This window comes from Nocardia jiangxiensis NBRC 101359 (assembly GCF_000308615.1).
GTDB classification, from domain to species: domain Bacteria; phylum Actinomycetota; class Actinomycetes; order Mycobacteriales; family Mycobacteriaceae; genus Nocardia; species Nocardia jiangxiensis.
Genome location: NZ_BAGB01000172.1, coordinates 56638 through 81134, shown reverse-complemented (window position 1 = coordinate 81134; position 24497 = coordinate 56638). Strand labels below are relative to the sequence as shown.

Here is a 24497-nt window from a genome sequence, read left to right as displayed (position 1 = left end):
TCCGCACATCGGTAGAACTACCGGTTACATACCTGCTTCTGGAGCATGCGTATGTTCGGATCACGCGCCGGGGAGGACGTAATGGTCAGCCGTTGTCGTTCTGCCCGACGACCCAGGCCGCGATCTGCGCGCGTGAGGTGTATCCGAGCTTGGTCAGGATGTGCTCGACGTGGCCCTGCGCGGTGCGCTGCGAGATCACCAGCTTCGCGGCGATCTGTTTGTTCGTCATGCCCTGGGCGACCAGTTGCGCAACCTGCTCCTCACGTCTGGTCAGCGCGGTGGAGACCGGTGCGGGAGTACCGCCGGGGGAGGGCGGATCGCCGAGCGCGAGACCGACTGCTGCGTCCCTGGTCATCGCGTGCCCGGCGCGGACGGCCCGGTCGAATCCGCGATCTCCGAGGTCGTGCCGCGCCGATTGCACACATTGCTCGTGGCAGGACACCATCTCGGGGGTGTTGATCCAACCGATGCCCGCCGATCGGCCCAGGTGTTCGGCGGCTCCCAACAGCGTCGCCGCACGCTCGGCGCGACCCTGACCGGCATCGATCCAGGCCAGGAATTCGATACCAGTGGTAGCGGTGACCGGGCTGTGCATTCTGGAGTCGAGCCGCAGCGCCTGCTCAAGCGATCGTCTCGAGTGGTCCGCGTCGCCGCGTTGCCAGGCGACCTGGCCCATGAGCAGCAGTGCGTACGACTGCTGAACCGTTTCTTCGCAGGCCGCGGTGACGGCGATCACCTCGCGCAGTGTCGCTATCGCTCGCTCGGAATCGCCGCTTGCCTGGTACGCGAGTCCGCGAATGATCGCGGCGGAAACCTGGAGACGGCGTTTGCCGAGCGAGGAGAATACCTCGGCGGCCGACTCCAATGTCAGGCAGGCATCGGTGAACTCACCTCGCAGCAGGGCACACAGCGTCTCGCCCATATCGGCCAAGGCGCGGGACATCGGGTTCGATGTCCGGTCGCCGATCGTTCGAGCCTGCGCGATCAGGGTTGCTGCCGAGTCGAGGTCGCCCTGCAGTGCGGCCATCGAACTCGCGGAGAACAGGGCTTCGACCCGGTCCGGCGGGGACTGCGGTCCGGGGTGGTTCAGCATGCGGCTGATCCACCGTCCACACTCGTCGTAGCGGCCCCGCGCCTGCCAATACAGGATCAGCGCGTTGACCATGCGCAATCCGATATCGGCCGCCTCTTCGCCGCGATCGGTCAGACACCACTCGAGCGCCTCGCGGAGATTCGACTGCTCTCGGTCGATGCGTTCGATCCAGTCGAGTTCCCGATCACTGAGCCACCCGGCTTCCGCGTCGAACGCCATCCGCGCGTACCAGTCCCGGTGGGCGCTTCGCAGGCGTGGATAGTGCCCGCCGTGCCGCAACCTGTCCGTGCCGTATTCGCGAAGCGTGTCCAGCAGCCGGAATCGCACGACACCGCTCGTCTCCTCGCGGATCACGATCGACTTGTCCACCAGGGAACTCAGCGTGTCGAGGGTGCTCTGCGCGGCGGGGTCGCGCCCACACACCTGCTCGGCCGCGTCGAGTTCGAAGCCACCGGCGAATACCGAGAGTCGTTGCCAGAGAAGCTGTTCGGCCTCGGTGCACAGCTCGTAACTCCAGTCGATGCTCCACCGCAGGGTCTGTTGCCGCACGGGCGCATCCCGGCTGCTTCGGGTGAGCAGTGCGTAGCGGTCGGTCAATCGCTCGAGAATCTGGGCCGGCGACATCGCCCGCAGTCGAGCCGCGGCGAGTTCGATCGCCAGTGGCAGCCCTTCGAGACGGGCGCAGATCCCGGCTATGTCGGCCTTGTTCGATTCGGTGATCTCGAAGCCCGGCACGGTCTCGGCGGCGCGTTCGGCGAACAACGACACGGCATCGTATCGGGGTAGCCCGCGCAGCGATGCCTCCCGGTCCTCGGCCGGGACCGTCAGCGGCGGCACGCGCAGCACGGCTTCGCCGCGGATGTCCAGCGGCTCGCGGCTGGTCGCCACGATCCGCAACTCGGGGCAGGCGCGCAACAGTGTCGTCGCCAGGTCGGCCGCGGCCGCGACGACGTGTTCACAGTTGTCCAGGATCAGCAGGCTCTTTCGTTCGCCGAAGAAGCCGAGCAGGACATCCTGCATCGGTTGGGCGTTCCAGTCGCCACCACATTCATCAGGAGGGAGGCGTCTCGCAGCTCACCCAACTCGACGAGCCAGGTTCCATCGGCGAATTCCCGTCGCATACTCGAAGTCGCCCGCAACGCCAGCCGCGTCTTACCGACACCGCCCGTGCCGGTCAGCGTCACCAGCCGCGATGCGGACAGCAGGTTCTTCAGCTCGGACAGTTCGCTGCGGCGGTTGATGAAACTGGTCAGCTCGACCGGGAGCGCTTCGTCGCCGTGGCGAGCCACCGGTCCGGACCGCCGCGCCGCGAACGGCAGCGGCGACAGTGCATTCCCGGCCGGTGGATCTGCCCGCAGGGCCATCGCATCGGTCGCAATGCCGTGCAGCGACTGGATATCTCGAAGCCGCTCGCCGAACGCCTCGGCCGTCGGGCGGTCGCGCGGGTCGGCGGACATGGCCGCCTCGACCGCTGCGGCGACCTCCTCCGGCATACCGTGCCCGCGCAGGTCGGGCGCCGGTTGACCGGTGATCCGGATGAATTGGGCGACCACCTGTTCGCCGCTGTGCCGTTCGAATGCGGCGTACCCCGACAGCACGGTGAACAGCGTCGCGCCGAGGCCGTAGACATCGGATACCGGACTCGGCGGATCGCCGGACAACACCTCGGGCGCGGTGTAGGCGGGGGAGCCGGTGACGGCGCCGGAGGTCGTCCGGAAACCGCCCGCGATATGCGCGATACCGAAATCGGCCAGGGCCGGCTCACCGTAATCGGTCCACAGGATGTTCGCCGGTTTCACGTCGCGATGCACGATGCCCGCCCGATGCGCGGTTTCCAGCGCGCGCGATCTTCACCCCGAGCCGCAGCCCCGCCGCGACCGGCAGCGCGCCGCGTTGCCGGATCTGCGACTCGAGCGAGCCGTGGGAGTGATACGGCATCACCAGATAGGGGAGTCCGCCTTCGGTCACCCCGGCCTGTAGTACACCGACGATGTTCGGATGGGCTGTGAGCTGGGCCATCGCCCGCTGCTCGCGAAGAAACCGCGCCCGGTCGATCTCGTCGAAGTCGGTCGTCAGGATCTTCACGGCAACGGTGCGGTCCAGGCTGATCTCGGTGCAGCGGTACACGACGCCGAACCCACCCCGTCCGATCTCTTCGGCGTCGTCGAATCCGGCCGCTCGCAACTCATCGGCGACCTTCGGAATGATCGCCCGCTGAGTCGTCAACGGGTCGTTGTTCTGCATTCCACTGTCCGAGCCCATCAGCCTCACCAAGGAATATCGGTTTGCCAGAGGCTCACCCAGGATATCCCGAACGGCACATCGCACAGTGGAAGAAGTGAATTCGACCCGTTGCGGGCTATTCGCCGCGAGCGCTCGGCGTGCCGAGTTCGGTGAGCGGGGTGCGGTAGGTCTCCCGGGCGGTGAACGCCGCTGCGGCGGACAGGGCGCAGGCGACCGCGACCAGTATCGCCACCGGCAGCCAGTGGGTGCGGCTGTTGCCGACCAGCGTCCAGGCGATCGTCGGGGCGAATCCGGCCAGGGCGAAACCGATCTGGGTGCCGATCGCCATGCCGGAGAAGCGGACGCGGGTGGCGAACATCTCGGCGTAGAACGTGGGCCACACGGCATTCGGCGCGCTGTAGCACACACCGATCAGAATCAGCGCGGCCAGGTAGATCAGCAGGGTGTCACCGGACATGATCGCGGTGAAGTAGACGAAAATCATGATGCCGCAACCGATCACACCGCTGATGAACACCGGGCGACGTCCGATCCGGTCGGCCAGTATCGCCAGCAACGGCTGCATGATCAGCGCGAGTACGTTGGCCGCCACCGCGACCAGCAGCATGGTGGTCTTGGACACCCCTACCGCGTGTCCGGTGGCGAAGGCCAGGCCGAACACCGCGAACACCGTGCTGACCACCGCGATGAACGAACACAGCACGACGCGCAGCAGATCGGCCGGTTGGGTCCGAAGCAACTGTGCGACAGGAAATTTCGCGATCGCGTCACTACGCTGCTCGGCCCGGAACACCTCGGGCTCCTCGAGTCGTCTGCGCACGACATAGGCCAGGACCACCACGACGACGCTGCACCAGAACGGAATTCGCCAACCCCAGCTGATCAGCTGCCGGTCGGGCAGATCCGCGACGACCAGGAACACCATCGTCGCGAGGATGAATCCGGCCTGCGTGCCGGTGAGCGTCCAGCTGGTGAAGAAGGCGCGGCGGCCCGCAGGTGCGTGTTCCAGGGTCAGCGATCCGGCGCCGCTCTGCTCCCCGGCCGCGGAAATACCTTGCAGCACACGCAATATCACCAGCAGAATCGGCGCGAGCACACCGGCGGTCCGATAGGACGGCAGGCAGCCGATCAGGAAGGTGGCCGATCCCATCGCGGTCACGGTCAGCAGCATGATCCGCTTGCGACCGACGCGATCGCCGAAATGTCCGAGGATCACCGCGCCGACCGGGCGGGCGATGTAGGCGACGCCGAAGGTCGCCAGAGACAGCAGCGTGCCCGTGGCCGGATTCGCCGCCGGGAAGAACACCTTGCCGAAGACCAGCGCCGACGCCGAGGCGTAGATGTAGAAGTCGTAGTACTCGAGCGTGCTGCCAAGGAAACTCGCGATCGCGGCCCGGGTGACGCGCCGGGTGTCGGGCGGCGTGGGTGCTGGGCGGTGCGCGTCGACGCTGGCGGACATATCTGACTCCTGATCTATCTGCGCTGCACTTCGGTTGTGTAGCGCTGTTGCGCTGTGCGGTGCACTGCGCTGCTGGGGCTCGGTGCTGTGCGGACTCGGTACGGCGTGGGCGGTGCGATGTTCGGCAGTGTCCGGCCGGGTATTGCTCGGCCCGGCCGTTCGGGTCCGGGGTTGTCGCACATGCACTCTGCGGGGTGCCGCGTGGGCGCATGTGTTCGCAATGCAAACACATGTTCGTCATGCGATCGTAAGCACTGTAACCACCGTCACTCGGGTTCTGCAATAGTATTAACTAAATAGTTCATAACGGGTAGAGGCGGGTCGGTTGTTCACCGGTTCGAGCCCCACAGGGGACGGGTCGATGGGGCTCGCGGCGTCGGCGGGGTGAGTTCAGTCGGGCCGGGTCAGCAGGAAGCTGACCACGACGTCGCCGAGCATGGTGCGCAGGTGTTCGCGCAGGTCGGGTGCGGTCAGGTCGCGGTCGAACAGCGCCTGGAAGGTGTATCGGTTGGCCACTCGGAACACGCAGTAGCTGCTGATCAGCATGTGGATGTCGAGGGCGTCGACGTCGGTGCGGAACAGGCCCGAGTCCTGACCCTGGCGCAGGATGTGGGTGAGCAGATCGACCGCCGGTGCGCCGAGTCCGGCCAGCGCCGGTGAGCGCTGGATGTGCTCGCCGCGCAACATGTTCTCGTTCGCCACCATCCGGATGAACTCCGGGTGCTGCTCGTGGTGGTCGAAGGTGAGTTCGGCCAGGGCGCGGATCGCGGCGATCGGTTCGAGTCCGGTGATGTCCAGCGTCTGTTCCAGCTCGCGGATCAGCCGGTACGAGCGCTCCAGGACGGCACGGTAGAGCGTTTCCTTGTCGGTGAAGTAGTAGTAGATCATCCGCTTGGTGGTGTGCGTGCGCTGCGCGATATCGTCCACGCGCGCACCGGAATAGCCCTTGTCGGCGAATTCGGCGGTGGCGATGTCGAGGATGTCCTCGCGGGTGAGGTCCTTGTTGCGCCGCCGCTTCGGTGCGGGCGCGGTTTCCGTCCGGTTCGGCGACATTCCGTCACTGTATCCGGCGTCGGCCCGGTCCGGCCGCGGCACTGTCGCGAACCGGCGTGACGTAGTACGCTCCAATTAACTAACTATTCCGTACATAAGAAGGTGTGGATGTCTTCGCTGCTCTGTGGGTTGATCGGAACCGGAATCGGCGCATCGCTGACGCCGTCGCTGCATATGACCGAGGGCGCTCACCATGGTCTGGACTACGAGTACCGGATCCTGGATCTGGCCGAGCTCGGGCTGGGCGTCGACGATCTGCCCGAGCTGTTCGAACGTGTGCGGGGTGCGGGATGCCGGGGCCTGAACATCACCCACCCGTGCAAACAGCGCGTCATCGAACTGCTCGACGAGCTGTCGCCGGAGGCCGCGCGGCTCGGCGCGGTGAATACCGTGCTGTTCGAAGGGGATCGGGCGATCGGGCACAACACCGACTGGTCCGGATTCCGGCGCTCGCTGGACCGGGGCCTGCCCGACGCGCGGTTCGAGCAGGTGGTGCAGCTGGGTGCGGGCGGCGCGGGTGCAGCGGTCGGCTACGCCACGCTGGACCGCGGTGCGCGGGAGCTCACTCTCGTGGACGCCGATCCCGGCCGGGCCGGTGAACTGGCCGAGACGCTCGGCACGCACTTTCCGGACCGCCGATTGTCCGTCGCCGCACCCGATCGGCTCGCCCAGGTGCTCGAGCATGCGGACGGACTGGTGCACGCGACGCCGATGGGCATGGCCGAGCATCCGGGAATGGCACTGCCCGCCGAACTGCTGCGCGCGGATCTGTGGGTGGCCGAGGTGGTGTACCGCCCGGTCGAGACCGAACTGGTGCGCACGGCCCGCGCGTCCGGGGCGCGCACGCTGACCGGTGCGGGGATGGCGGTGTATCAGGCCGCCGACGCCTTCGAGATCTTCACCGGCATCGCGCCGGACGCCGACCGGATGGCCACACACATGGACGCGCTGTTGTCGCGGGAAGCGATGGCCGCGAAATGATCCGCACCAGCATTGCCACCGTGTCGTTGAGCGGAACGCTCGAGCAGAAGCTGACCGCGATCGCCGCGGCCGGATTCGACGGATTCGAGATCTTCGAACCCGATTTCATCGGCTCCGCGCTCACCCCGGCCGCGCTGGCGTCCCGTGCCGCTGATCTGGGCCTGAGCATCGACCTGTACCAGCCGTTCCGGGACCTCGACTCGACCGACGAGGCCCAGTACGCGCGCAATCTCGTTCGCGCGGAACACAAATTCGACCTGATGGAACAGCTCGGCTGCGACACCATCCTGGTCTGCTCGTCGCCGCTGCCGAGCGCGGTGCGCGACGACGACCGTCTCGCCGCCCAGCTGCACGGCCTCGCCGAACGTGCGCACCGGCGCGGAATCCGCGTCGCGTACGAGGCGCTGGCCTGGGGCGCGCATGTGAACACCTACCGGCATGCCTGGAATATCGTTGCGGCGGTGGATCATCCGGCGCTGGGTACCTGCCTGGACAGCTTCCACATCCTCTCGCGCGGCGACGATCCCGCGGGGATTCGCGACATCCCGGGGGAGAAGATCTTCTTCCTGCAACTCGCCGACGCCCCGGCGATGGCGATGGATGTGCTGCAGTGGAGCAGGCACTACCGCAAGTTCCCCGGGCAGGGCACCTTCGATCTGGCCGCATTCGGCGCGCACGTGCACGCCACCGGCTATGCCGGGCCCTGGTCGCTGGAGATCTTCAACGACGTGTTCCGGCAGTCCTCGACCGGACGCACCGCCGCCGACGCACACCGCTCGCTGCGACATCTGCAGGAACAGGTCGCCACCCGGATGCCGGGCAGCGCAGGACTTTTCGTGCCTCCCGCCCGTCCCGATATCGACGGGGTCGTGTCGCTGCGCATCGCCGCCGGTCCCGACCGCGCCGCGCAACTGCGCACGATGTTGGGCAGTATCGGTTTCGGATACGCCGGGCGGCATCGCGAACACGAGCTGGAACTGTGGCGGCACGGCGAGCTGACCGTCGCCGTGGACGCCACCTCGGACACGGCGTGGACCGCGCCCGCGGCGGGGACGCCGCTGCCGGTGCTCTCGCAGATCGGCATCCGCTCCGCCGATCCGGATGCCTGGGAAGCGCGGGCGCTGGCCCTCGAGGTGCCTGCGCACGAGGTCGAATTGCCCGGTGCGGTCATTGAATCCGCTGACCCAGCCGCCGATGTGGTGCGGCTGCGGGTGACCGAGGCCACTTCGATCGATCTGCGCGGACCGGCGAGCCGGGCCGCCTGGCGGGAGGCATTCGAGCCGCAGTCACAGCCGCTCGCGCTGCCGTCCCTGCTGACCGGCGTCGATCATGTGGCCCTGGCGGTGCGGCCCGACGATTGGGACGGCATCATGCTCCGGCTGCGGTCGGTGTTCGGTATGCAGCCGAACGAGGGGGTGGACATTCCCGACTCGGTCGGGCAGTTGCGCAGCCAGTCGCTCACCATGACCGGCACCGGATCCGCGTCGCCGCTGCGCATCTCGTTGAACATGGTGCCCGGTTGCCCGGCCGGGCCGGAGCACCCGACCGCGATCCGCCGGGGCGGTGTCAGCCATGTCGCGTTCACCTGCGCCGATATCTTCGCCACCGCCGCCGAACTCGTCACGCTCGGGCATCGCCGTCCGGCGATCTCCGCGAACTACTACGACGACCTGGTCACCCGCTTCGACCTGGATCCCCAAATCCTTTGGCAGATGCGTGAATTCGGCATCCTCTACGATGCCGACGGCGGTGGGGAGTACTTTCAGCTGTTCACCGAGACCGTCGGTGCGGACCTGTTCTTCGAGATCGTCCAGCGCGTCGGGGACTACCGCGGCCAGGGCGAGCTGAATTCCGCGGTGCGGGTGGCCGCACACCTGCGGGCAGGCTGCTGAGTCAGCCGATACGTTCGAAGACCGCCGCCAGACCCTGCCCGCCGCCGATGCACATCGTCTCGAGCCCGTACCGGGCTTCGCGGCGATGCATCTCGCGCAGCAGCGTGGTCAGGATGCGAGCGCCGGTCGCGCCGACGGGGTGCCCGAGCGAGATGCCCGAACCGTTCGGGTTGAGTCGCGCGTCATCGGCTGCCAGACCCCAGGTTCGGGTGACCGCGAGCGCCTGGGCGGCGAATGCCTCGTTCAGTTCGATGACGCCCATATCGCTCAGCGTCAGCCCGGCGCGCTTCAGGGCGCGTTCGGTGGTGGGAACCGGGCCGATACCCATGGTGCGCGGCGGCACCCCGGCCGCGGACCAGCTCACCAGGCGCGCAAGCGGTTTCAGTCCGAGCGCGCGAGCCTTCTCGGCGGTCGCGACGATGCACAGCGCGGCGCCGTCGTTCTGCCCGCTGGCATTGCCCGCGGTCACCGTGGACTCCGGATCCAGCTGTGCGCGAATGGCTTTCAGCTTGGCCAGCGCTGCAAGATCGGTGTCCGCGCGCGGATGTTCGTCGGTGTCGACCAGGATCGGTTCGGCGCGACGCTGCGGGACGGGGACCGGGACGATCTCCTCGGCGAACCTGCCGTCGCGTTGCGCGGCCACCGCGCGCTGATGGGACTGGACCGCCAGTGCGTCCTGATCGGTGCGGCTGATGCCGAATTCGGCGCGCAGATTCTCCGCGGTCTCGATCATCCCGCCCGGTACGGGGAAGTCGTGCCCGCCCGCGGTGATCCGGGCGCGGGCGAGCCGGTCCACCAGACCGGCGTCGTCACCGCGCACGCCGTAGCGGATACCGGTGGTGTAGAACTCGGTCCGGCTCATGCTCTCCACGCCGCCGGCGAGTACGAGATCGCTACCGCCGGACTGCACCTGGCCCACCGCGGTGATCACCGCCTGTAATCCGGAGCCGCACCGCCGATCCACCTGCTGGCCGGGGACGTCGATGCCCAGGCCCGCGTCGAGCGCGGCGACCCGGCCGATGGCGGGCGCCTCGCCGTTCGGACCGGCCTGTCCGAGAATGACATCGTCCACGTCGGTGCCGGAAATGCCGGTGCGGGAGATGATTTCGGTGATGACCGTGGCGGCGAGCGTCTCCGGCGGAATATCGCGGAATACGCCGCCGAATCGGCCGACGGGCGTGCGCAACGGTTCGCAGATGACTACATCAGACAAGGGAACGTCCTGGGTGCGTTGGGGATTGGGATCGGGTTCGGGTCAGATCGGCGGTGATCGCGTCGGCGGTGGCCCGCACCGCGGGCACCAGATCGGCCTCGATCTGCGCGGCGGTGTAGCGCGCGGATTGGGTGGAGATGTTCACTGCGGCGATGACCGCGCCGGACTCGTCGCGAATGGGTGCGGCCAGTGATCGGAGCCCGGCCTCGAGCTCCTGGTCGACGATGCTGTACCCGGCCTCGCGCACCCGGTCGAGTTCGGCGCGAAGTTGCTCCGCGGTGAGCACGGTGTGCTCGGTGAGCATGTTCAGGTGCACCTGGTCGAGGTAGGCGTCGAGCTCGTGCGGCGGCAGCCCGGCCAGCAGCACACGACCCATCGAGGTGGCGTACGCGGGGAAGCGGGTGCCGATGTTGATCGAGACGGTCATGATGCGCCGCACCGGAACTCGGGCGACGTAGAGGACGTCGCCGTCGTCCAGGATCGACACCGACGACGATTCGCGCACCTGCTCCGCCAGGGCTTCGAGGTGCGGTCCGGCCAGTTCGGGTAGCGAGAGGCTGGACAGGTAGCTGTAGCCGAGCTCGAGCACGCGCGGGGTCAGCCAGAACACCGATCCATCGGTGCGGACGTAGCCGAGTTCGGCGAGCGTCAGCAGGAATCGGCGCGCGGTGGCGCGGGTGAGGTCGGTGTGTTTGGCGACCTCGCTGAGGGTGCGGCGGGGATGGTCGGCGTCGAAGGCCCGGATCACCGCCAGTCCACGCGCCAGCGATTGGACGTAATCCGAGGACGGGGTGACCTCCACCGGCGGGACACGCACGAAGTCGGGCTCACTCATGCCGTCACCTCACCGGTGGTCGGTTCCGGCGTGAGTGCGCGGCTCGGCCGCACCCGATCGTTCGCTCGGCTCATGGCTCTCCTAGGTCGGCCAGGGCCTGTTGCCCGAGGGCGAAGGCCCGGTTGCTTCGGGGTACTCCCGCGTAGATCGCGGTGTGCAGGAATACTTCCACGAGTTCGCCGGGGTCCGTCCCCGCCCGTAGGGCCGCGCGGATGTGCATATCCAGTTCGTGCTCGGTGCCGAGGGCGGTGAGGACGGCGAGGGTCAGCAATCGCCGGGTGTGGTGATCCATCCCCGGCCTGTTCCAGACATCTCCCCACGCGGTGCGGGTGATGAAATCCTGGAAGGGAGCGGTGAACTCGGTGGTCGCGGCGATCGAGCGGTCCACGTGCGCGTCGCCGAGCACCGTGCGGCGGACCAGCATTCCGGCGGCGTGGGCGTCGGCGCGGTCGGTGGGTGCGGGCACGGCAGGGACCGTCGCGGCGGTGTATCCGGAGGTGGACGTGGCGGCGATATGGCGGGCGATCAGGGCGGTGACCGGGCCTGCCTGCTCGACACTGACCAGATGCGCGCCGGGATCCAGCACCTCCAGTCGTGCGTCGGCGACGCCCTCGGCGATCGTGCGCAGTGTGGCCGGGGGAGTGGCGGGATCCTGCTCTCCGGCGATCGCGAGGGTGGGGGCCACGATTCGCGCGAGATCGCCGCGGCCGTCCCAGTCGGCCAGGGCCTCGCAGCAGCCCGCGTAGCCCTCGTCGGAGACGCCGCGGACCATCTCCAGGTGACGGTGGATCAGCTCGGGATCGCGCTCGGCCAGGCCCGCGGTGAACCAGCGCTCCACGATCGGTTCGGCGATGGACGAAAGACCTTGCGTGCGAACGGTTTCCGCGCGATCGATCCAGCCCTGCGCGGGTGTGAACGCGGGGGAAGTGCACAGCAGGGTGAGCGTACGCACCCGCGACGGGTGCCGTGCGGCGAGCCATTGCGCCACTGCGCCCCCGAGCGACAGGCCGACCAGATGAACCGCGCCGAGTTCGAGGCGGTCCAGCAGCGCCAGGACATCGCCGCCGAGCTCGGCGACGGTGTACGGCCCCTGCGGGGCGGGCGAACCGCCGTGCCCGCGGTGGTCCGCGCACACCACGCGGTAACGATTCGAGAGCGCATGTGCCTGCGGGGCCCACATGGTGGCATCGGAGCCGATGGATCCGAGGAATACCACCGCAGGGTTCGCCGGATCGCCGTATTCGCGGTAGGCGAGATCGGCCGTCATCGCGGACCTCCGGTGCTAGGGGTGGACGGGGAGTGGCCGGTCGGCGCGATGTTCCTGCCGGATAGCGCGCGGTCCACCAATTCACCGGCGTGGCCGAGGTAATTGGCCGGATCCAGTAGTTCGCGCAGTTGTTCAGGGGAGAGGTATGCCGCGATCGTCTCGTCGTCCGCGAGCGGTTTGCCCGAGGTCGCGGCCGCGGTGACGATGGCTCGCGCGTCGTCGGTGTGTTCGGCGAGGGCGAGGGTGACCCGCTCGGCCAGAAGCAGACCGCCGGTGCGATCGAGGTTGTGCCGCAACGCCTCCGGGTGCACTCGCAGCCCGCGCAGACTGTCGGCCAGCCGGTGCGCCGCCCCGCCGGTCAGTCGCAGCAGATCGGTGATGGTCTCCCATTCCGCGTGCCAGCCGCCCGCCGCCCGCATGAATTCGTGGTCCATCGACGACAACACGGTCGACACCAGTCCGGGTACGCGTCGGGCCGCCGCGCGCGCGGTGATGGCCGCGACCGGATTCTGCTTGTGCGGCATGGCCGAGGACCCGCCCGGCGTTCCCTCGGTGACCTCGCCGAGCTCGATCGCCGACATCGCCACGACATCGGTCGCGGGTTTCGACACCGCCCCGGCGAGAACACCCAGTGCACAGGCCAATTCGGCGATCGGCGTGCGGTCGGTGTGCCAGGGGATCGGGTGGCGCGCCAGGCCCAGCTCGTCCGCGAGAGTGTCGGCGACCGCCGTCCCGCGCGGGTACAGGGCGGCGAGAGTGCCTGCCGCGCCGCCGAATTGGACGGTCAGGCCGGTCAGTACCGTCTCCAGTCGGTCGGCGGCGGCATCGAGAGTGGTGAACCAGGTGGTGGCCAGCAGGCCGAAGGTCGAGGGCAGGGCCTGCTGCCCGAGCGTCCGCGCGACCATGAGCGTGTCGCGATGGGTGCGGGCCAGCCCGGCGGCAGCCTCGGCGGCCGCGCGGGCATCGGCCACGACGATCCGGCCCGCACGCCCGGCGAGCAGCATGAGCGCGGTATCGGTGATGTCCTGGCTGGTCGCCCCGGTGTGCACCGACGACGCGGGGATGCCCGCGGCGGCACAGCGGTCGCGCAGCAGGCGCACCAGCGGTATCACCGGATTACCCCCCGCGATCGCCGCGGTCCCGAGGGCGGCGAGATCGATGTCCTCGCCCAGGGACCGTGCGGTCGAGGCGATCACCGGGGCCTGATCGGCGGGAATGACGCCGCATTCGGCCGCCGCCACGGCCAGCGCCGCCTCGACCTCCAGCAGTGCCGCCACGAACGCTCGATCCGACACCGCCTCGCCGGAACGTGCCGCTCCGAACAGCGGATCGAACAGGTCCCCGCGAGTGCCGCGATGCTCACCCATGCGTACTTCGTTCACAGAGCCTCATGCCAGGAAACCTCACACCAGGAAGAACGGCGTCTCGACGCCGTCGGGGTCGCTGTCCTGCAGATGGATCGTCATGGCGTAGCCGTCGTCGGTACGTTCGGCGATCAGCTTGCGCCGCTGTGTCTCCGGCAGCGCCGAGAGCACCGGGTCGCCGGCGTGCGCTGCGGTGTCCTCCGGAAAATACAGCCTTGTCACCGCGCGATCGAGCATGCCACGGGAGAAGATCGACACGTCGATGTGCGGCGCCTCGACCCGATCCTGCTCGGCGGGCAGTGCGCCCGGCTTGACCGTGTGGATGGTGGCCGTGCCGGTGGAATCGCCTGCGGCACGGGTGAATCCGCGGAAGCCCTCGGGTACCGGCGGCACCGCGCCGCGCGGATCGTCGGGATGTGTGAAGCGCCCCTCCGCATCGGCCTGCCAGGTCTCGACCATGACGTCGGCGACCGGCTCGCGCGCACCGTCCAGCACGGTGAATCGCACAGTGATCCGGCCCGGCGTGCCCTCCGGGGCGGCGTCGGGGCCGTCTGACCAGGGCAGCCCGATATGCCAGTACGGTCCCACGGTCTGCGACGGCGTCGGGCCGAACGAGGCGGTCGTGAAATCGCCCGGCGTGACCGGATAGGTGAAAGTGTCGGTGCCGGAACCGATTCCGGGGGTGGCGCTACTCGTCATCGTCGTCCTCCTCGGTCTCGAACAGGGTGGCCTCGCGCCCGCGCAGCACGATGTCGAAGCGGAACCCCATCGCCCAGTGGTCGGTGGTGACCTCGTGGTCGTACACGCTCACCATGCGGTGGCGCACCGCGGCGGGCGCGGAGTTGTAGATCGGATCCTGGAAGAACATCGGATCGTCCGGGAAGTACATCTGGGTGATCAGTCGCTGGGTGAAACTGCGTCCGAACAGCGAGAAGTGGATGTGCGCGGGCCGCCAGGCGTTGTCGTGGTTGCGCCAGGGGTAGGCGCCGGGCTTGATGGTGGTGAACCGGTAGTGCCCGTCGGCGTCGGTGACGCAGCGACCGGCGCCGTTGAAGTGCGGGTCCAGCGGCGCGGGCCAGTTGTCGACCGTGTGGCGGTAGCGACCGCCGGCATTGGCCTGCCACACCTCGAGCAGTGTATTCGGCACGGGCTTTCCGTCGGTGTCCAGCACCCGCCCGTGCACGATGATCCGCTGGCCGACCGCCTCGCCGCCGTTGGCGAGGGTCAGATCGGCATCGCCGGGCCGCACCCGGTCCTCGCCGAACACCGGGCCGGTGAGCTCGGTGAGCCGGTGCGGCAGCACGGTCAGCGGGCGGCGCGGCGAGCGCAATCCGGTGGTCCGGTAATCGGGAAAGTCGGCGGGTGTCGACTCGGCGGCGTCCGGCCGTCGATAGCCCGGGGGGAGGTGAAGCATCACGACCTCTTGTTCGGTATGTGGACGATTGATCGCTATGTGAACACGATAATCCGGCGATGTGCCCCGGGCAACAGTTCAGGCCCGGAAATGTTCGCCATGCGGATAGGTGTTCACAATACGCACGAACCACTGTAGGGTGGACGGCGTGCTGGACAAAGTCATCTCCTCCCCGGATGCGGCGGTGGCCGACGTGCCCGACGGCGCCACCCTGGCCGTCGGCGGATTCGGTCTCGTCGGAGTGCCCGAGATACTCATCGACGCGTTGCTACGGCAGGGCGCCAAGGAGCTCGAGGTGGTGAGCAACAACTGCGGTACCGACGGATTCGGCCTCGGCGTCCTCCTCGCCGAACACCGCATCCGCCGCACCATCAGCTCCTATATCGGCGCGAACAAGGAGTTCGCGCGCCAATTCCTGGCCGGTGAGCTGGAGGTGGAACTGACCCCGCAGGGCACCCTGGCCGAGCGGTTGCGCGCCGGCGGCGCCGGTATCCCCGCCTTCTTCACCCCGGCCGGTGTCGGCACTCCGGTCGCCGAGGGCGGTCTGCCGCTGCGCTACGACGGCGCCGGCGGCATCGCGGTGGCGACCCAGCCGAAGGAGACCCGCGAATTCGACGGTGTGGCCCACGTGCTCGAGCGCGCCATCGTCGCGGATTTCGCGCTGGTACACGCCTGGAAGGGCGACCGGCACGGCAATCTCGTCTACCGCCGCAGCGCGCGCAACTTCAACCCGGCGGCCGCGGCCTCGGGCCGGATCACCATCGCCCAGGTGGAACATCTCGTCGAACCCGGCGAACTGGATCCGGAAGCCATCCATACCCCCGGTATCCACGTGCACCGCGTCGTCCCCGTCGGACCGGTGCAGGTGGGTATCGAAAACCGAACGGTGCGAGCATGACTCAGAGTTCTGTAGACCGGGCACAGGCCGGGCTGACCCGCGACCAGTTGGCCGCGCGGGTCGCGCGGGAGTTGCACGACGGCGAATACGTGAATCTCGGCATCGGCATGCCCACCCTGGTGCCGAACTACCTGCCCGAGGACATCACCGTCGTACTGCATTCCGAGAACGGCGTGCTCGGCGTGGGCCCCTATCCGCTGGACGAGGATGTCGACCCGGAACTGATCAACGCCGGTAAGGAGACGATCACCGTCGTTCCCGGCGCGTCCTTCTTCGATTCCGCGGATTCCTTCGGGATGATCCGCGGCGGGCGGGTCGATGTGGCGATCCTGGGCGCCATGCAGGTCAGCGCCGCGGGCGACCTCGCGAACTGGATGATCCCCGGACAGATGGTGAAGGGTATGGGCGGGGCGATGGATCTGGTGCACGGCGCGCGCCGGGTGATCGTCATGATGGAGCACCGCACCCGCAAGGGCGATCCCAAGATCGTGTCCCACTGCACCCTGCCCCTCACCGGTCAGCACTGCGTACAGCGCATCATCACCGATCTCGCCGTACTGGACGTGACCCCGGAGGGTCTGGAACTCGTCGAGACCGCGCCCGGTATCACCGTCGACGAGGTACTCGCCGCCACCGCGGCCCCGGTACGAGTGGTGGTATGAGAAAGCGGCGGCCCCGGGGCGGTGGGCCGCCGATTGCTCACGAGACTCGATCGCTCACGAGACTCTGACGTTCGCTTCGGTCTTGAATTCCTCGCCCGCGATGATCTGCGAGACGAATCCGTCCGGTCCCACCGGGCGGTCGCCGACCACCGTCACCCGGTGCAGGGTCCGGGGCACGTCCAGGTGGCCGAGGTCCTGAGGGCCGAGGTGGGCAGTGGCGCGGTTGTCCCAGACGGCGAGGCTGGTCGGATCCCAGCGGAACCGCACCGTGTATTGGGCACTGCTGAGGTGCTCGAACAGCAGCTCGAGGATTTTGCGACTCTCGGCGGGGGACAGCCCCACGAGGTGATCGGTGAAGCCGGGGTTGACGAATAGGGCCCGCTCACCCGTTTCGGGGTGGACCCGCACCACCGGGTGCTCGGAGATCAGCAGATTGTCCCGGATCCGGCGCGACTGGGCGTCGTCGTCGGTCGCTGTGCGGCTCGCGCCGAATCGGTGCACCGCGCGCAGTCCGTCGACGAAGGTGCGCAGCGGCTCCGACAAACCTTCGTACGCCGCAACGAGATTCGTCCACGTGGTGTCACCGCCGAAGTCCGGTACCACCTCCGCGCGCAGGATGGAGATGGCCGGCGGGTTCACCGCTGCGGTGACATCGGTATGCCAGCCGCCGTAGTAGGTGTACTGGCGCTGCTGGTATTCCGCCTGCGGCTTGCCGTACCGCTTCTCGTAGTTCTTCGGGTCGATGGTCAGGATCTGCGGAGCGTCACTCGGCGGCGCGTCCTCATGCGGGTGGGCGTGGGTGAGTTCACCGAAGCGACGGCCGAACTCGATCTGCTCGGCGTGGCCCAGATGCTGATCGCGGAAGAACAGCACCTTGTACTTCAGCAGTTTGCGGCGCAGCCGCGCGACGGTCTCGTCGTCGAGGGGGCGGCTCAGGTCGACACCGGAAATTTCCGCACCGATATGTCCGGCAACCCGCCGCACGGTGAGGGTATCCACATGTTCGATGGTTTCTGTCATATCTCTGTGCTCCATTCGGGATGCATCCGGTCGACCGTCGCGACCTGTGCCGGAATACCTTGGGGGACAGCTTGTTCGACCTCCGCAGTGCAATGGATATTAATTCCGCCCACTCCTGAACCGCACTCGTTGCCTTCGCTGTGATTTCAAATATCCGCGATATTTATTTTTCTCGGCAAATTAATTCGGACCGGTTCCGAAATGGCATCCCGGACGGCCGGGCGGCCGTCGATCGCCCGATTCGCCCGAGTTCGGATCACGCTGAGGCGGAACGGTCCCGAATGCCGCCCGGTCTCGTATGGTCGGGCCGAGACGAGTGGGGACCGGACGGAACCGGAGGCCTATGAGACCGGCGATGCAGTGGCCGACGGCCGCGGGCGCGGTGCTACGCGCGCTGTTGAAATCGGGCAGCGCATCGCGTTCGGTGATCGCCGCGCACGCGGGCCTGTCCCCGGCGACGGTGACGAGTCGGACCCGGGCGCTGCTCGATGCGGGTCTGCTGCGCGAATCGCCCCCGGCGGACCGCTCGCAGCGAGTGGGACGGCCGCATTCGCCCCTGGAGCTCGACCGGCGAAATGCGGTGGCGGCCATCCATTTCGCGGCCAGTCAGACCCGGGTCGCGGTGATCGACATCGCCGGGACGATCGTGGCCGACGCGATGGTTCCGCACCGCACGCTCGAGGGCGACGATCTGGTCGAGGATGCGGCCACCGCGCTCGCTGCGCTGCGCCGCGAACTCCCCGGCGCCATCCGACTGTTCGGCGTCGGCGTCGCGACCGGCGGCTGGGTCGACCCGGAAGCCGGTGTGGTGCTGTCGCATCCGCTGCTGCGTTTGCAGGACACGCCCATTCGGGACCTGCTGGTGCGGCTGACCGGACTACCGGTCGAACTCGACAGCCATGCTCGCGCGATGGTGCACGCGGAACAGCTGTTCGGCGTCCTGGGCTCGGATGCCTCGGCGGCGGTGCTGTTCGTCGGCAATGTCATCGATGCCGCCTTCGCCGTCGACGGCCGAGTCCATTACGGCCCCGGCTCCTCCGCAGGGTCGCTGGCCACCCTCGTACCGTCCGGCGTCGGATCCGAGGGGACGGGCCTGCTCGACGCCTACTCTGATCGGTCGCTCGAAAGACGCGCTGCCGCACTGCGACTCGTCGAAAGCCCGACGATTCCGGCGCTGATCGCCGCGGCCGAAACCGACCCGCGGGCGCATGCCCTGTTCGAGGAACGTGCTCGCGGGCTCGCCGCGGTGGCCGCCGCCCTGCTCGACGTGCTGAATCCGGAGACGCTCATCATCACCGACCGGGCCTTCACCGGCCTGCCCGCGGTGCGCGCCACCTACTTGGACGCCATCGCCGCACGGGCGCAGATGCGTTCGTCCGCCCGGCACCGCATCACGGGCACATCGTTCCCGGGACGCTCATTGGAGACTGCTGCCGCGACGGTACTGCTGCATCGCCTCTACACCGATCCGCTCGCCGTCGCAGCGGACGGTTTCGGTACGCACCGAGTGGCGGCGACGGCGCCGCAGTTCGAGTCCCGGTAATTTTAAGTCGGTCGAATATTGTGGGCCGCAACATAATTCGCGACGATCGACAGATGAGAAAGCTCATCGAACCGCGACGGTCGACGCGCAGGACACGCCTGATCCGCAGGGTCGGCTCGGCGTTGTTCGTGGTGTCGATCGCAGCCTGTGCCACTTCGGCCTGTGCAACTTCCGGCGGGTCGTCCGACCTGAGCAAGCCGCTCCCGGCCGGCGTCCCGCCCGGTACGTCGCTGAAGATCTCGGCGACCGATATGCAGGTCGCCCTGACCAGTAGCGGTCAGATCGGCAGACTGCCGTTCACCGTGTCGGATTGGCCGAATGTTTCGGCCGGGCCGGATGTGATCCAGGCATTCAAGGGCGGCGCGGTGGAATTGGCAAGTAACGCCGGAATTCCCTCCATCCAAGCGCACGCACAGGGTCTGGACACCCGTATCGTCGCCGTGCTCTGGCGCAGCACCCCCAACTACGGCCTGGCGACCGCCCCGGGCAGCGCTGTCCACACCTTGCAGGATCTGCGCGGTAAGAAGATCGCCTTCTCACCCGGCCAGGCCCAGGGTGGTGTGGTGCTGCGGAGTCTGCAACAGGCCGGGCTCGGCACGAAAGACGTCACGCTCGTTCGACTCAACAGCCCGCAGTTCCTCACCGCGCTACAGGGCAAACAGGTCGATGTGGCGCCGCTGGCCGAACCATCGCTGACGAAATACCTCGCGCAGTACCGGTCCGCGGGCGCTACCACGGTGCAGTCCGACGCGGTCGACGCACTGAGCGTGCTGTGGGCGCCGACCTCGGTGCTCGGCGATGACGAGAAGCTGGCGGCCGTAACGCAATTCGTCAAGTTCTGGGCTCGCGCGAAGGTCTGGGAATGGGAGAACCAGGACCGGTGGATCGCCGACTATTACGTCCGGAATCAGGGCGTCAGCGAGTCCGACGGCCGCCGCATCATGGCCACGACCGAACGCCCGTATTTTCCGGAGAGCTGGGACGGATCGATCGACTGGGAGCAGAAGACGATCGACTTGATCACCGGCTCGGGTGCGTTCGGGAAATCCTTCGACGCTCACCAGCTGTTCGACCGGCGATTCGAGAAGATCGCCGCGCAAGCGGTGGCTCCGCAGTATCGCACCGAGGCACAGGGGTGACCTGATGACCGTCGTCTCCGCACATCTATCCGCGCTGCCCGCGCCCGCAGCCGGTTTCACCGCGCGACCTGCCCGCCGCCGCCTCGGCCTGCGTCGGCAGGTCCCGTTCGCCAGGTTGCTCGGCGTGGTGCTGTTGCTCGCGGCCTGGTCGGCAGGGGCATACCTCGGGTTGCTCGACCCGCGGAAATTGTCCGCGCCGTGGACGGTCGTGGCGACCGCATGGGAGTTGGTCACCGACGGTCAGCTGCTGAGCAATATCGCGGTGTCCGTGCAGCGGGTGGCCACCGGGGTGGTGCTGGGCGTGCTGATCGGTACGACCCTCGCCCTCATCGCCGGACTCTCGCGCGTCGGAGAGTCCCTGGTGGACGGTGTCGTCCAGCTCAAACGCTCGATCCCCACCCTGGGATTGGTGCCGTTGATGATCCTGTGGCTGGGCATCGGCGACGGCTTCAAGGTCGTGCTGATCATGCTCGCCGCCGCGGTCACCCTCTACGTGCCGACGCATTCGGCATTGATCGGCATCGATCGGCGGCTCGTCGAATTGTCGGAGATTCAGAGTGTTTCCCGATTCGACTTCATCCGGCAGGTGGTGATTCCCGGATCGCTACCGGGATTCTTCCTCGGATTGCGGCTGGCGGTGAATACGTCCTGGCTGGTGCTCGTGGTGGTCGAGTCGGTCAATGCGACCGACGGTCTGGGAAAGATGATGCAGGACGCCCAGAACTACGGTCAGGCCGACGTCATCCTCGTCGCCCTGGCGGTCTACGGGATCTTCGGCCTGCTGTGCGATTCGGGAATCCGGATCCTGGAGCGAAAGGTGTTGTCGTGGCGGCAGACTCTGGCCGACTGATATCGGCCGAACGACCTGCGGATGTCGGTGCGGGTGTGCAGTTGGACGGTTTGACCCGCAGGTTCGGTAGCCGGGCCGTACTCGACAACGTCGATCTGACGATTCCCGCGGGCCGGTTCGTGGCGCTGCTCGGTAAGAGCGGGTCCGGTAAGTCCACGCTGTTGCGGGCACTGGCCGGCATCGACCACGGCGTCGCGGGGGAGGGCCTGCTGCGGGTGCCCTCGCGGACATCGATGGTGTTCCAGGACTCGCGGCTGCTGCCCTGGAAGCGGGTGCTGCCGAACATCCTTTTCGGCCAGCCTCGTTCGCGCCGGGCAGCGGCCTCGGCGCTGTTGGGTGAAGTGGGCCTGGCCGGACGTGAAAAAGCTTGGCCCGGTGAACTTTCCGGTGGCGAGCAGCAGCGGGCCGCGCTCGCTCGCGCGCTGGTCGGCGAGCCGGAATTGCTGTTGGCCGACGAACCCTTCGGCGCCCTCGACGCGCTGACCCGCATGCGCATGCACGCGCTGTTGCATCGCCTGGTCGCGGCCCATCGCCCGACCGTCCTGCTGGTGACCCACGATGTCGACGAGGCCATCACCCTGGCCGAGCGGGTGCTGATCCTGGACCGCGGGCGCATCGGCGTCGACATCGACATCGATATCGACGGCCCGCGCGACCCGGCCCAGCGGCAGTTCCAACAGCTCCGGCGTTCGCTGCTGAGCGCGCTGGGCGCCGATCCGATCGCGGCGTGAGCGCCGATTCACCCACTACCGGAAGGAATTTCCTCTCCCGATGAGCAGAACCCTGCATTTGAACGCGTTCCTGATGTCCACCGGCCACCACGAGGCGTCGTGGCGGCTACCCGAGTCGGACCCGTTGGCGCACTTGGATATCGAGCACTACATCCGGCTGGCGCAGACCGCCGAACGAGGCAGGTTCGACTCGATCTTCTTCGCGGATTCTCCGGTGCTGCAAGGAGATCCGGGCCGTCGGCCGGTCGGGAAACTGGAGCCGACGATCCTGCTGACCGCGATCGCGCTGCGCACCAGCCGGATCGGACTCGTTGCCACCGCCTCGACCAGCTACAACGATCCCTACAACCTGGCCCGTCGATTCGCCTCGGTGGACTGGGTATCCGGTGGCCGGGTGGGCTGGAACATCGTCACCACCGCCGGTGCCGACGCCGCCCGAAACTTCGGCCTCGACGATGTTCCCGACCACCGGTTGCGCTACGAGAAGGCCGCCGAATTCGTCGACGTCGCAACGAAACTCTGGGACAGCTGGGACGACGACGCCTATATCGGCGACAAGGAACTGGGCATCCACTCCGACTCCGACAAGGTTCGCGAGATCAACCATGTCGGCGAGTTCTTCCGGGTGGCCGGGCCGCTCAACGTGCCGCGTTCGCCGCAAGGGTATCCCGTTCTGGTGCAGGCGGGTTCGTCCGATGACGGTAAGGGATTCGCGGCACGCTACGCCGAGGCGGTCTTCACCGCGCAGCGGACCCTCGAGGACGGCAGACAGTTCTACGCCGACTTGAAGGACCGGGCTCGCCGACTGGGCCGCGACCCCGACACGGTCAAGATTCTGCCCGGAATCGTCCCCGTCATCGGTGATACCGAGGCGCATGCGCGCGAGCTCGACGACCAGCTCACCAACCTGATCCGGCCGGAGTTCCAGCGCCGCGCCCTCGCCGAGCGATTCAACCTGCCCGTCGAGGCACTCGATCTCGACAGTGAGCTGCCCGCCGACCTGCCCACCGAGGAGGAGATCCAAGGTGCCAAGAGCCGGTTCACGCTGATCGTCGATCTTGCTCGCCGCGAGCGACTCACGGTGCGGCAGTTGATCGCCCGTCTCGGCGGCGGCCGCGGTCACCGGACCTTCGCGGGCACCGCGGAACAGGTCGCCGACACCATCGCGGAGTGGTTCACCGACGGTGCTGCCGACGGATTCAACGTGATGCCGGCCGCGCTGCCCTCCGGGCTGGACATCTTCGTGGATCGGGTGGTGCCGATCCTGCAGGAGCGCGGCTTGTTCCGGGCCGAGTACACCGAGTCCACCCTGCGCGGACACTACGGGCTGGCGCGTCCGGAGAATCGGTACCGGGTGGCGGCCGACGCGGCGATCGCGCAGTGAGCCGAGTCGACGCGGTGCTCAGAAATATGTTCCCGCGAATGGTTGCACTCCGGTGGTGAACAGCGTGTCCGCGTCTTCGATTGCCCCACTGCGGTTCTCGGTGACCCGACCGGCCAGTGCCAGTTGCCGCCAGGTGGATCCGCCGAGGTGGATCGTCGCCAGTGTCGCGACGTCGGTGGTGAGGTCCGCGGGGGCGTCGACGCGCGACACTGCTTCGGGGCCGATGCGGTAGGCGCCGGTGTTGGCGGGCAGGATCGGGTCGGTGATCGCGAGGGTCACCGCATCTCCCTGTCGGTAGTCGCGCCGGGCCAGCGCGGTGTGCACATCGACCAGACGCAGCCAGGTTTCGTCGTGAATTCCCGTCACCGTGACGGCACGTTCGTCGATGAACATGTGCCGCAGCGGGCTGTCCACCGGAGTGAATGTGAACACGATCCGATCGACGATGTCGTGCGCGAGCAGATGTCGCAGCAGGCCGTGATACGCGGCCGGGGTGGTGGCGACCCAATCGTCGACGACGATGGCGCGCTGCGGATTACGTGGCCAGCCCGCGGAGTCGAGGGGGCGGTACCGCACGAATCCGTCCTCGGCGCCGGGCTCGCCGTGCACTACGGTCCAGCTCGTATCGCGGGTCCACAGCTCCTGCAGCCGCCACCAATACGAGGGCCGGTCGATCGCCCCGGTCCACGAGACCGCGGTGGAGTCGTAGATCTTCGCCAACTGCTCCCATTGCTCGTCCGTGTCGAGGTAGCGCACCGGTCCACCGTCCGGCACGCTCTCCCGCAACCGGGCTCGCCGCCGATCCACCTCGACCGTGGCGTACGAGCTGGCCACGCCGTAGCCGAACCGCTCGTAGATCCCGCCCTGGGTGGCGCGCAGGGTCGCGACGGCCTCCCCGTGCGCGGCGATATCGCCCAACTGACGACGCAGCAATGCGCTGACCACACCGCGGCGGGTGTGCGTGGGCAGCACGCCGACATGAGTCACCGCGGCATGCGGGATCCGATGCCCGCCCGGCACCACGAGTCCGCTCGTATAGGAGTCCGCCGCGCCGACCAGCCGACCGTCCAGGCGGGCGGTGAGCGTGCGGCCCGGCTCGCTCAGGTCCTCGGCATCCGGCGGCAGCGGCGGCAGGCCGACCATCGCGCTGCGGAATATCGCCGCAGCCGAACGGATGTCGTCGAGACTCGTCGCCACCCGCAACTCGATGGGCGCCTGGTCGTCCGGCACTGGTAGACCTCCCCGAAATAGATTGTAGTGCAACATATCGGACGGTAGCGGACGAAGCGCCGACCTCCCGACGAGCGACTCGCACTCGTGCACATCGGGCAGTGTCCTCGGAGCCGGTAACGGTGGCCATCGTTGGAATCACCAGGAGTGGATGCGGTCGATACCCGGTCAGCAACCATCGAACGGCATCGGCGATCCGCTCGGGCGGCGAGGAATTCGATATCG

At 67.9% G+C, this 24497-nt stretch carries 19 protein-coding genes and 1 pseudogene; 9 read left to right on the top strand and 11 right to left on the bottom strand.

Annotation, left to right across the window (positions count from 1 at the left end; all coding sequences use genetic code 11):
- Positions 1-85 precede the first annotated feature (85 nt).
- The 3 genes and pseudogenes from ON40_RS55325 to ON40_RS44890 form a co-directional block, all read right to left on the bottom strand.
- Positions 86-3337: pseudogene (locus ON40_RS55325) on the bottom strand (protein kinase domain-containing protein).
- A 115-nt stretch (positions 3338-3452) separates the two neighbouring features.
- Complete coding sequence (locus ON40_RS44895) at positions 3453-4796, bottom strand: MFS transporter (protein ID WP_040831928.1); 1344 nt, start codon at positions 4794-4796, stop codon at positions 3453-3455.
- A 390-nt stretch (positions 4797-5186) separates the two neighbouring features.
- Positions 5187-5849 carry a TetR/AcrR family transcriptional regulator gene (locus ON40_RS44890; RefSeq protein WP_040832104.1) on the bottom strand — a complete coding sequence of 221 codons (663 nt, stop codon included), beginning with the start codon at positions 5847-5849 and terminating at the stop codon, positions 5187-5189.
- 108 nt (positions 5850-5957) lie between these two features.
- Here ON40_RS44890 and ON40_RS44885 point away from each other — a divergent pair, with 108 nt between their 5' ends.
- Both ON40_RS44885 and ON40_RS44880 read left to right on the top strand, forming a co-directional pair.
- Positions 5958-6830: a shikimate dehydrogenase gene (locus ON40_RS44885; RefSeq protein WP_040831927.1), complete on the top strand. Its 873-nt coding sequence runs from the start codon at positions 5958-5960 to the stop codon at positions 6828-6830.
- Positions 6827-8722 carry a sugar phosphate isomerase/epimerase and 4-hydroxyphenylpyruvate domain-containing protein gene (locus tag ON40_RS44880; protein ID WP_040831926.1) on the top strand — a complete coding sequence of 632 codons (1896 nt, stop codon included), beginning with the start codon at positions 6827-6829 and terminating at the stop codon, positions 8720-8722. The genes ON40_RS44885 and ON40_RS44880 overlap by 4 nt, the downstream gene beginning before the upstream one ends.
- Before the next feature lies 1 nt (position 8723).
- Here the strand turns inward: ON40_RS44880 and ON40_RS44875 are convergent, their stop codons facing one another.
- The 6 genes from ON40_RS44875 to pcaH all read right to left on the bottom strand — a co-directional run bounded on the left by ON40_RS44875 (position 8724) and on the right by pcaH (position 14815).
- Complete coding sequence (locus ON40_RS44875) at positions 8724-9935, bottom strand: acetyl-CoA C-acetyltransferase (protein WP_040831925.1); 1212 nt, start codon at positions 9933-9935, stop codon at positions 8724-8726.
- Complete coding sequence (locus tag ON40_RS44870; RefSeq protein WP_040831924.1) at positions 9928-10770, bottom strand: IclR family transcriptional regulator domain-containing protein; 843 nt, start codon at positions 10768-10770, stop codon at positions 9928-9930. Before ON40_RS44870 ends, ON40_RS44875 begins: the two co-directional genes overlap by 8 nt.
- Before the next feature lie 70 nt (positions 10771-10840).
- Complete coding sequence (gene pcaDC / locus ON40_RS44865; RefSeq protein ID WP_040831923.1) at positions 10841-12037, bottom strand: bifunctional 3-oxoadipate enol-lactonase/4-carboxymuconolactone decarboxylase PcaDC; 1197 nt, start codon at positions 12035-12037, stop codon at positions 10841-10843.
- Positions 12034-13404: a 3-carboxy-cis,cis-muconate cycloisomerase gene (gene pcaB / locus ON40_RS44860; protein WP_040831922.1), complete on the bottom strand. Its 1371-nt coding sequence runs from the start codon at positions 13402-13404 to the stop codon at positions 12034-12036. The genes pcaDC and pcaB overlap by 4 nt, the downstream gene beginning before the upstream one ends.
- Before the next feature lie 36 nt (positions 13405-13440).
- Positions 13441-14100 carry a protocatechuate 3,4-dioxygenase subunit alpha gene (pcaG, locus tag ON40_RS44855; RefSeq protein ID WP_051194564.1) on the bottom strand — a complete coding sequence of 220 codons (660 nt, stop codon included), beginning with the start codon at positions 14098-14100 and terminating at the stop codon, positions 13441-13443.
- Entirely contained in the window at positions 14090-14815 is a 726-nt protein-coding gene (pcaH, locus tag ON40_RS44850) for a protocatechuate 3,4-dioxygenase subunit beta (RefSeq protein WP_040831921.1), read from the bottom strand. Before pcaH ends, pcaG begins: the two co-directional genes overlap by 11 nt.
- A gap of 151 nt (positions 14816-14966) precedes the next feature.
- Between pcaH and ON40_RS44845 the strand changes: the two genes are divergently transcribed.
- Together ON40_RS44845 and ON40_RS44840 are read left to right on the top strand one after the other, a co-directional pair.
- A complete protein-coding gene (locus tag ON40_RS44845) occupies positions 14967-15713 on the top strand; it encodes a CoA transferase subunit A (protein WP_040832101.1) in 747 nt (248 codons plus the stop codon).
- Positions 15710-16375: a CoA transferase subunit B gene (locus ON40_RS44840; protein ID WP_040831919.1), complete on the top strand. Its 666-nt coding sequence runs from the start codon at positions 15710-15712 to the stop codon at positions 16373-16375. Before ON40_RS44845 ends, ON40_RS44840 begins: the two co-directional genes overlap by 4 nt.
- A 54-nt stretch (positions 16376-16429) precedes the next feature.
- Here the strand turns inward: ON40_RS44840 and ON40_RS44835 are convergent, their stop codons facing one another.
- Entirely contained in the window at positions 16430-17395 is a 966-nt protein-coding gene (locus ON40_RS44835; RefSeq protein WP_040831916.1) for a TauD/TfdA dioxygenase family protein, read from the bottom strand.
- A 355-nt stretch (positions 17396-17750) separates the two neighbouring features.
- Between ON40_RS44835 and ON40_RS44830 the strand changes: the two genes are divergently transcribed.
- Genes ON40_RS44830 through ON40_RS44810 form a run of 5 tightly spaced genes read left to right on the top strand, consistent with a single transcriptional unit; the run spans position 17751 to position 23042 of the window.
- Positions 17751-18938 (top strand): ROK family transcriptional regulator, encoded by a 1188-nt coding sequence (locus tag ON40_RS44830; RefSeq protein WP_051194563.1) that lies wholly within the window; start codon positions 17751-17753, stop codon positions 18936-18938.
- A gap of 53 nt (positions 18939-18991) precedes the next feature.
- A complete protein-coding gene (locus ON40_RS44825) occupies positions 18992-20077 on the top strand; it encodes an ABC transporter substrate-binding protein (protein WP_051194562.1) in 1086 nt (361 codons plus the stop codon).
- A gap of 4 nt (positions 20078-20081) precedes the next feature.
- Positions 20082-20927 carry an ABC transporter permease gene (locus ON40_RS55320; protein WP_040831914.1) on the top strand — a complete coding sequence of 282 codons (846 nt, stop codon included), beginning with the start codon at positions 20082-20084 and terminating at the stop codon, positions 20925-20927.
- Complete coding sequence (locus tag ON40_RS55315; RefSeq protein ID WP_040831912.1) at positions 20903-21658, top strand: ABC transporter ATP-binding protein; 756 nt, start codon at positions 20903-20905, stop codon at positions 21656-21658. Before ON40_RS55320 ends, ON40_RS55315 begins: the two co-directional genes overlap by 25 nt.
- 40 nt (positions 21659-21698) lie before the next feature.
- Positions 21699-23042, top strand: a complete 1344-nt coding sequence (locus ON40_RS44810; protein ID WP_040831911.1) for an LLM class flavin-dependent oxidoreductase — start codon at positions 21699-21701, stop codon at positions 23040-23042.
- Positions 23043-23060: 18 nt separating this feature from the next.
- On the opposite strand, the gene ON40_RS44805 is transcribed toward ON40_RS44810, so the two are convergent.
- Complete coding sequence (locus ON40_RS44805) at positions 23061-24272, bottom strand: GNAT family N-acetyltransferase (RefSeq protein WP_245568273.1); 1212 nt, start codon at positions 24270-24272, stop codon at positions 23061-23063.
- Between the last annotated feature and the right edge of the window lie 225 nt (positions 24273-24497).

Bases quoted from the DNA above. Each gene is read 5' to 3' on its own strand.
- ON40_RS55320 (WP_040831914.1), top strand. From the start codon at position 20,082: ATGACCGTCGTCTCCGCACATCTATCCGCGCTGCCCGCGCCCGCAGCC.
- ON40_RS44895 (WP_040831928.1), bottom strand. From the start codon at position 4,796: ATGTCCGCCAGCGTCGACGCGCACCGCCCAGCACCCACGCCGCCCGAC.
- ON40_RS44840 (WP_040831919.1), top strand. From the start codon at position 15,710: ATGACTCAGAGTTCTGTAGACCGGGCACAGGCCGGGCTGACCCGCGAC.
- ON40_RS44880 (WP_040831926.1), top strand. From the start codon at position 6,827: ATGATCCGCACCAGCATTGCCACCGTGTCGTTGAGCGGAACGCTCGAG.
- ON40_RS44885 (WP_040831927.1), top strand. From the start codon at position 5,958: ATGTCTTCGCTGCTCTGTGGGTTGATCGGAACCGGAATCGGCGCATCG.
- pcaG (WP_051194564.1), bottom strand. From the start codon at position 14,100: ATGACGAGTAGCGCCACCCCCGGAATCGGTTCCGGCACCGACACTTTC.
- ON40_RS44830 (WP_051194563.1), top strand. From the start codon at position 17,751: ATGCAGTGGCCGACGGCCGCGGGCGCGGTGCTACGCGCGCTGTTGAAA.
- pcaDC (WP_040831923.1), bottom strand. From the start codon at position 12,037: ATGACGGCCGATCTCGCCTACCGCGAATACGGCGATCCGGCGAACCCT.
- pcaH (WP_040831921.1), bottom strand. From the start codon at position 14,815: ATGCTTCACCTCCCCCCGGGCTATCGACGGCCGGACGCCGCCGAGTCG.
- ON40_RS44835 (WP_040831916.1), bottom strand. From the start codon at position 17,395: ATGACAGAAACCATCGAACATGTGGATACCCTCACCGTGCGGCGGGTT.
- ON40_RS44825 (WP_051194562.1), top strand. From the start codon at position 18,992: ATGAGAAAGCTCATCGAACCGCGACGGTCGACGCGCAGGACACGCCTG.
- ON40_RS44870 (WP_040831924.1), bottom strand. From the start codon at position 10,770: ATGAGTGAGCCCGACTTCGTGCGTGTCCCGCCGGTGGAGGTCACCCCG.
- ON40_RS44890 (WP_040832104.1), bottom strand. From the start codon at position 5,849: ATGTCGCCGAACCGGACGGAAACCGCGCCCGCACCGAAGCGGCGGCGC.
- pcaB (WP_040831922.1), bottom strand. From the start codon at position 13,404: ATGGGTGAGCATCGCGGCACTCGCGGGGACCTGTTCGATCCGCTGTTC.
- ON40_RS44810 (WP_040831911.1), top strand. From the start codon at position 21,699: ATGAGCAGAACCCTGCATTTGAACGCGTTCCTGATGTCCACCGGCCAC.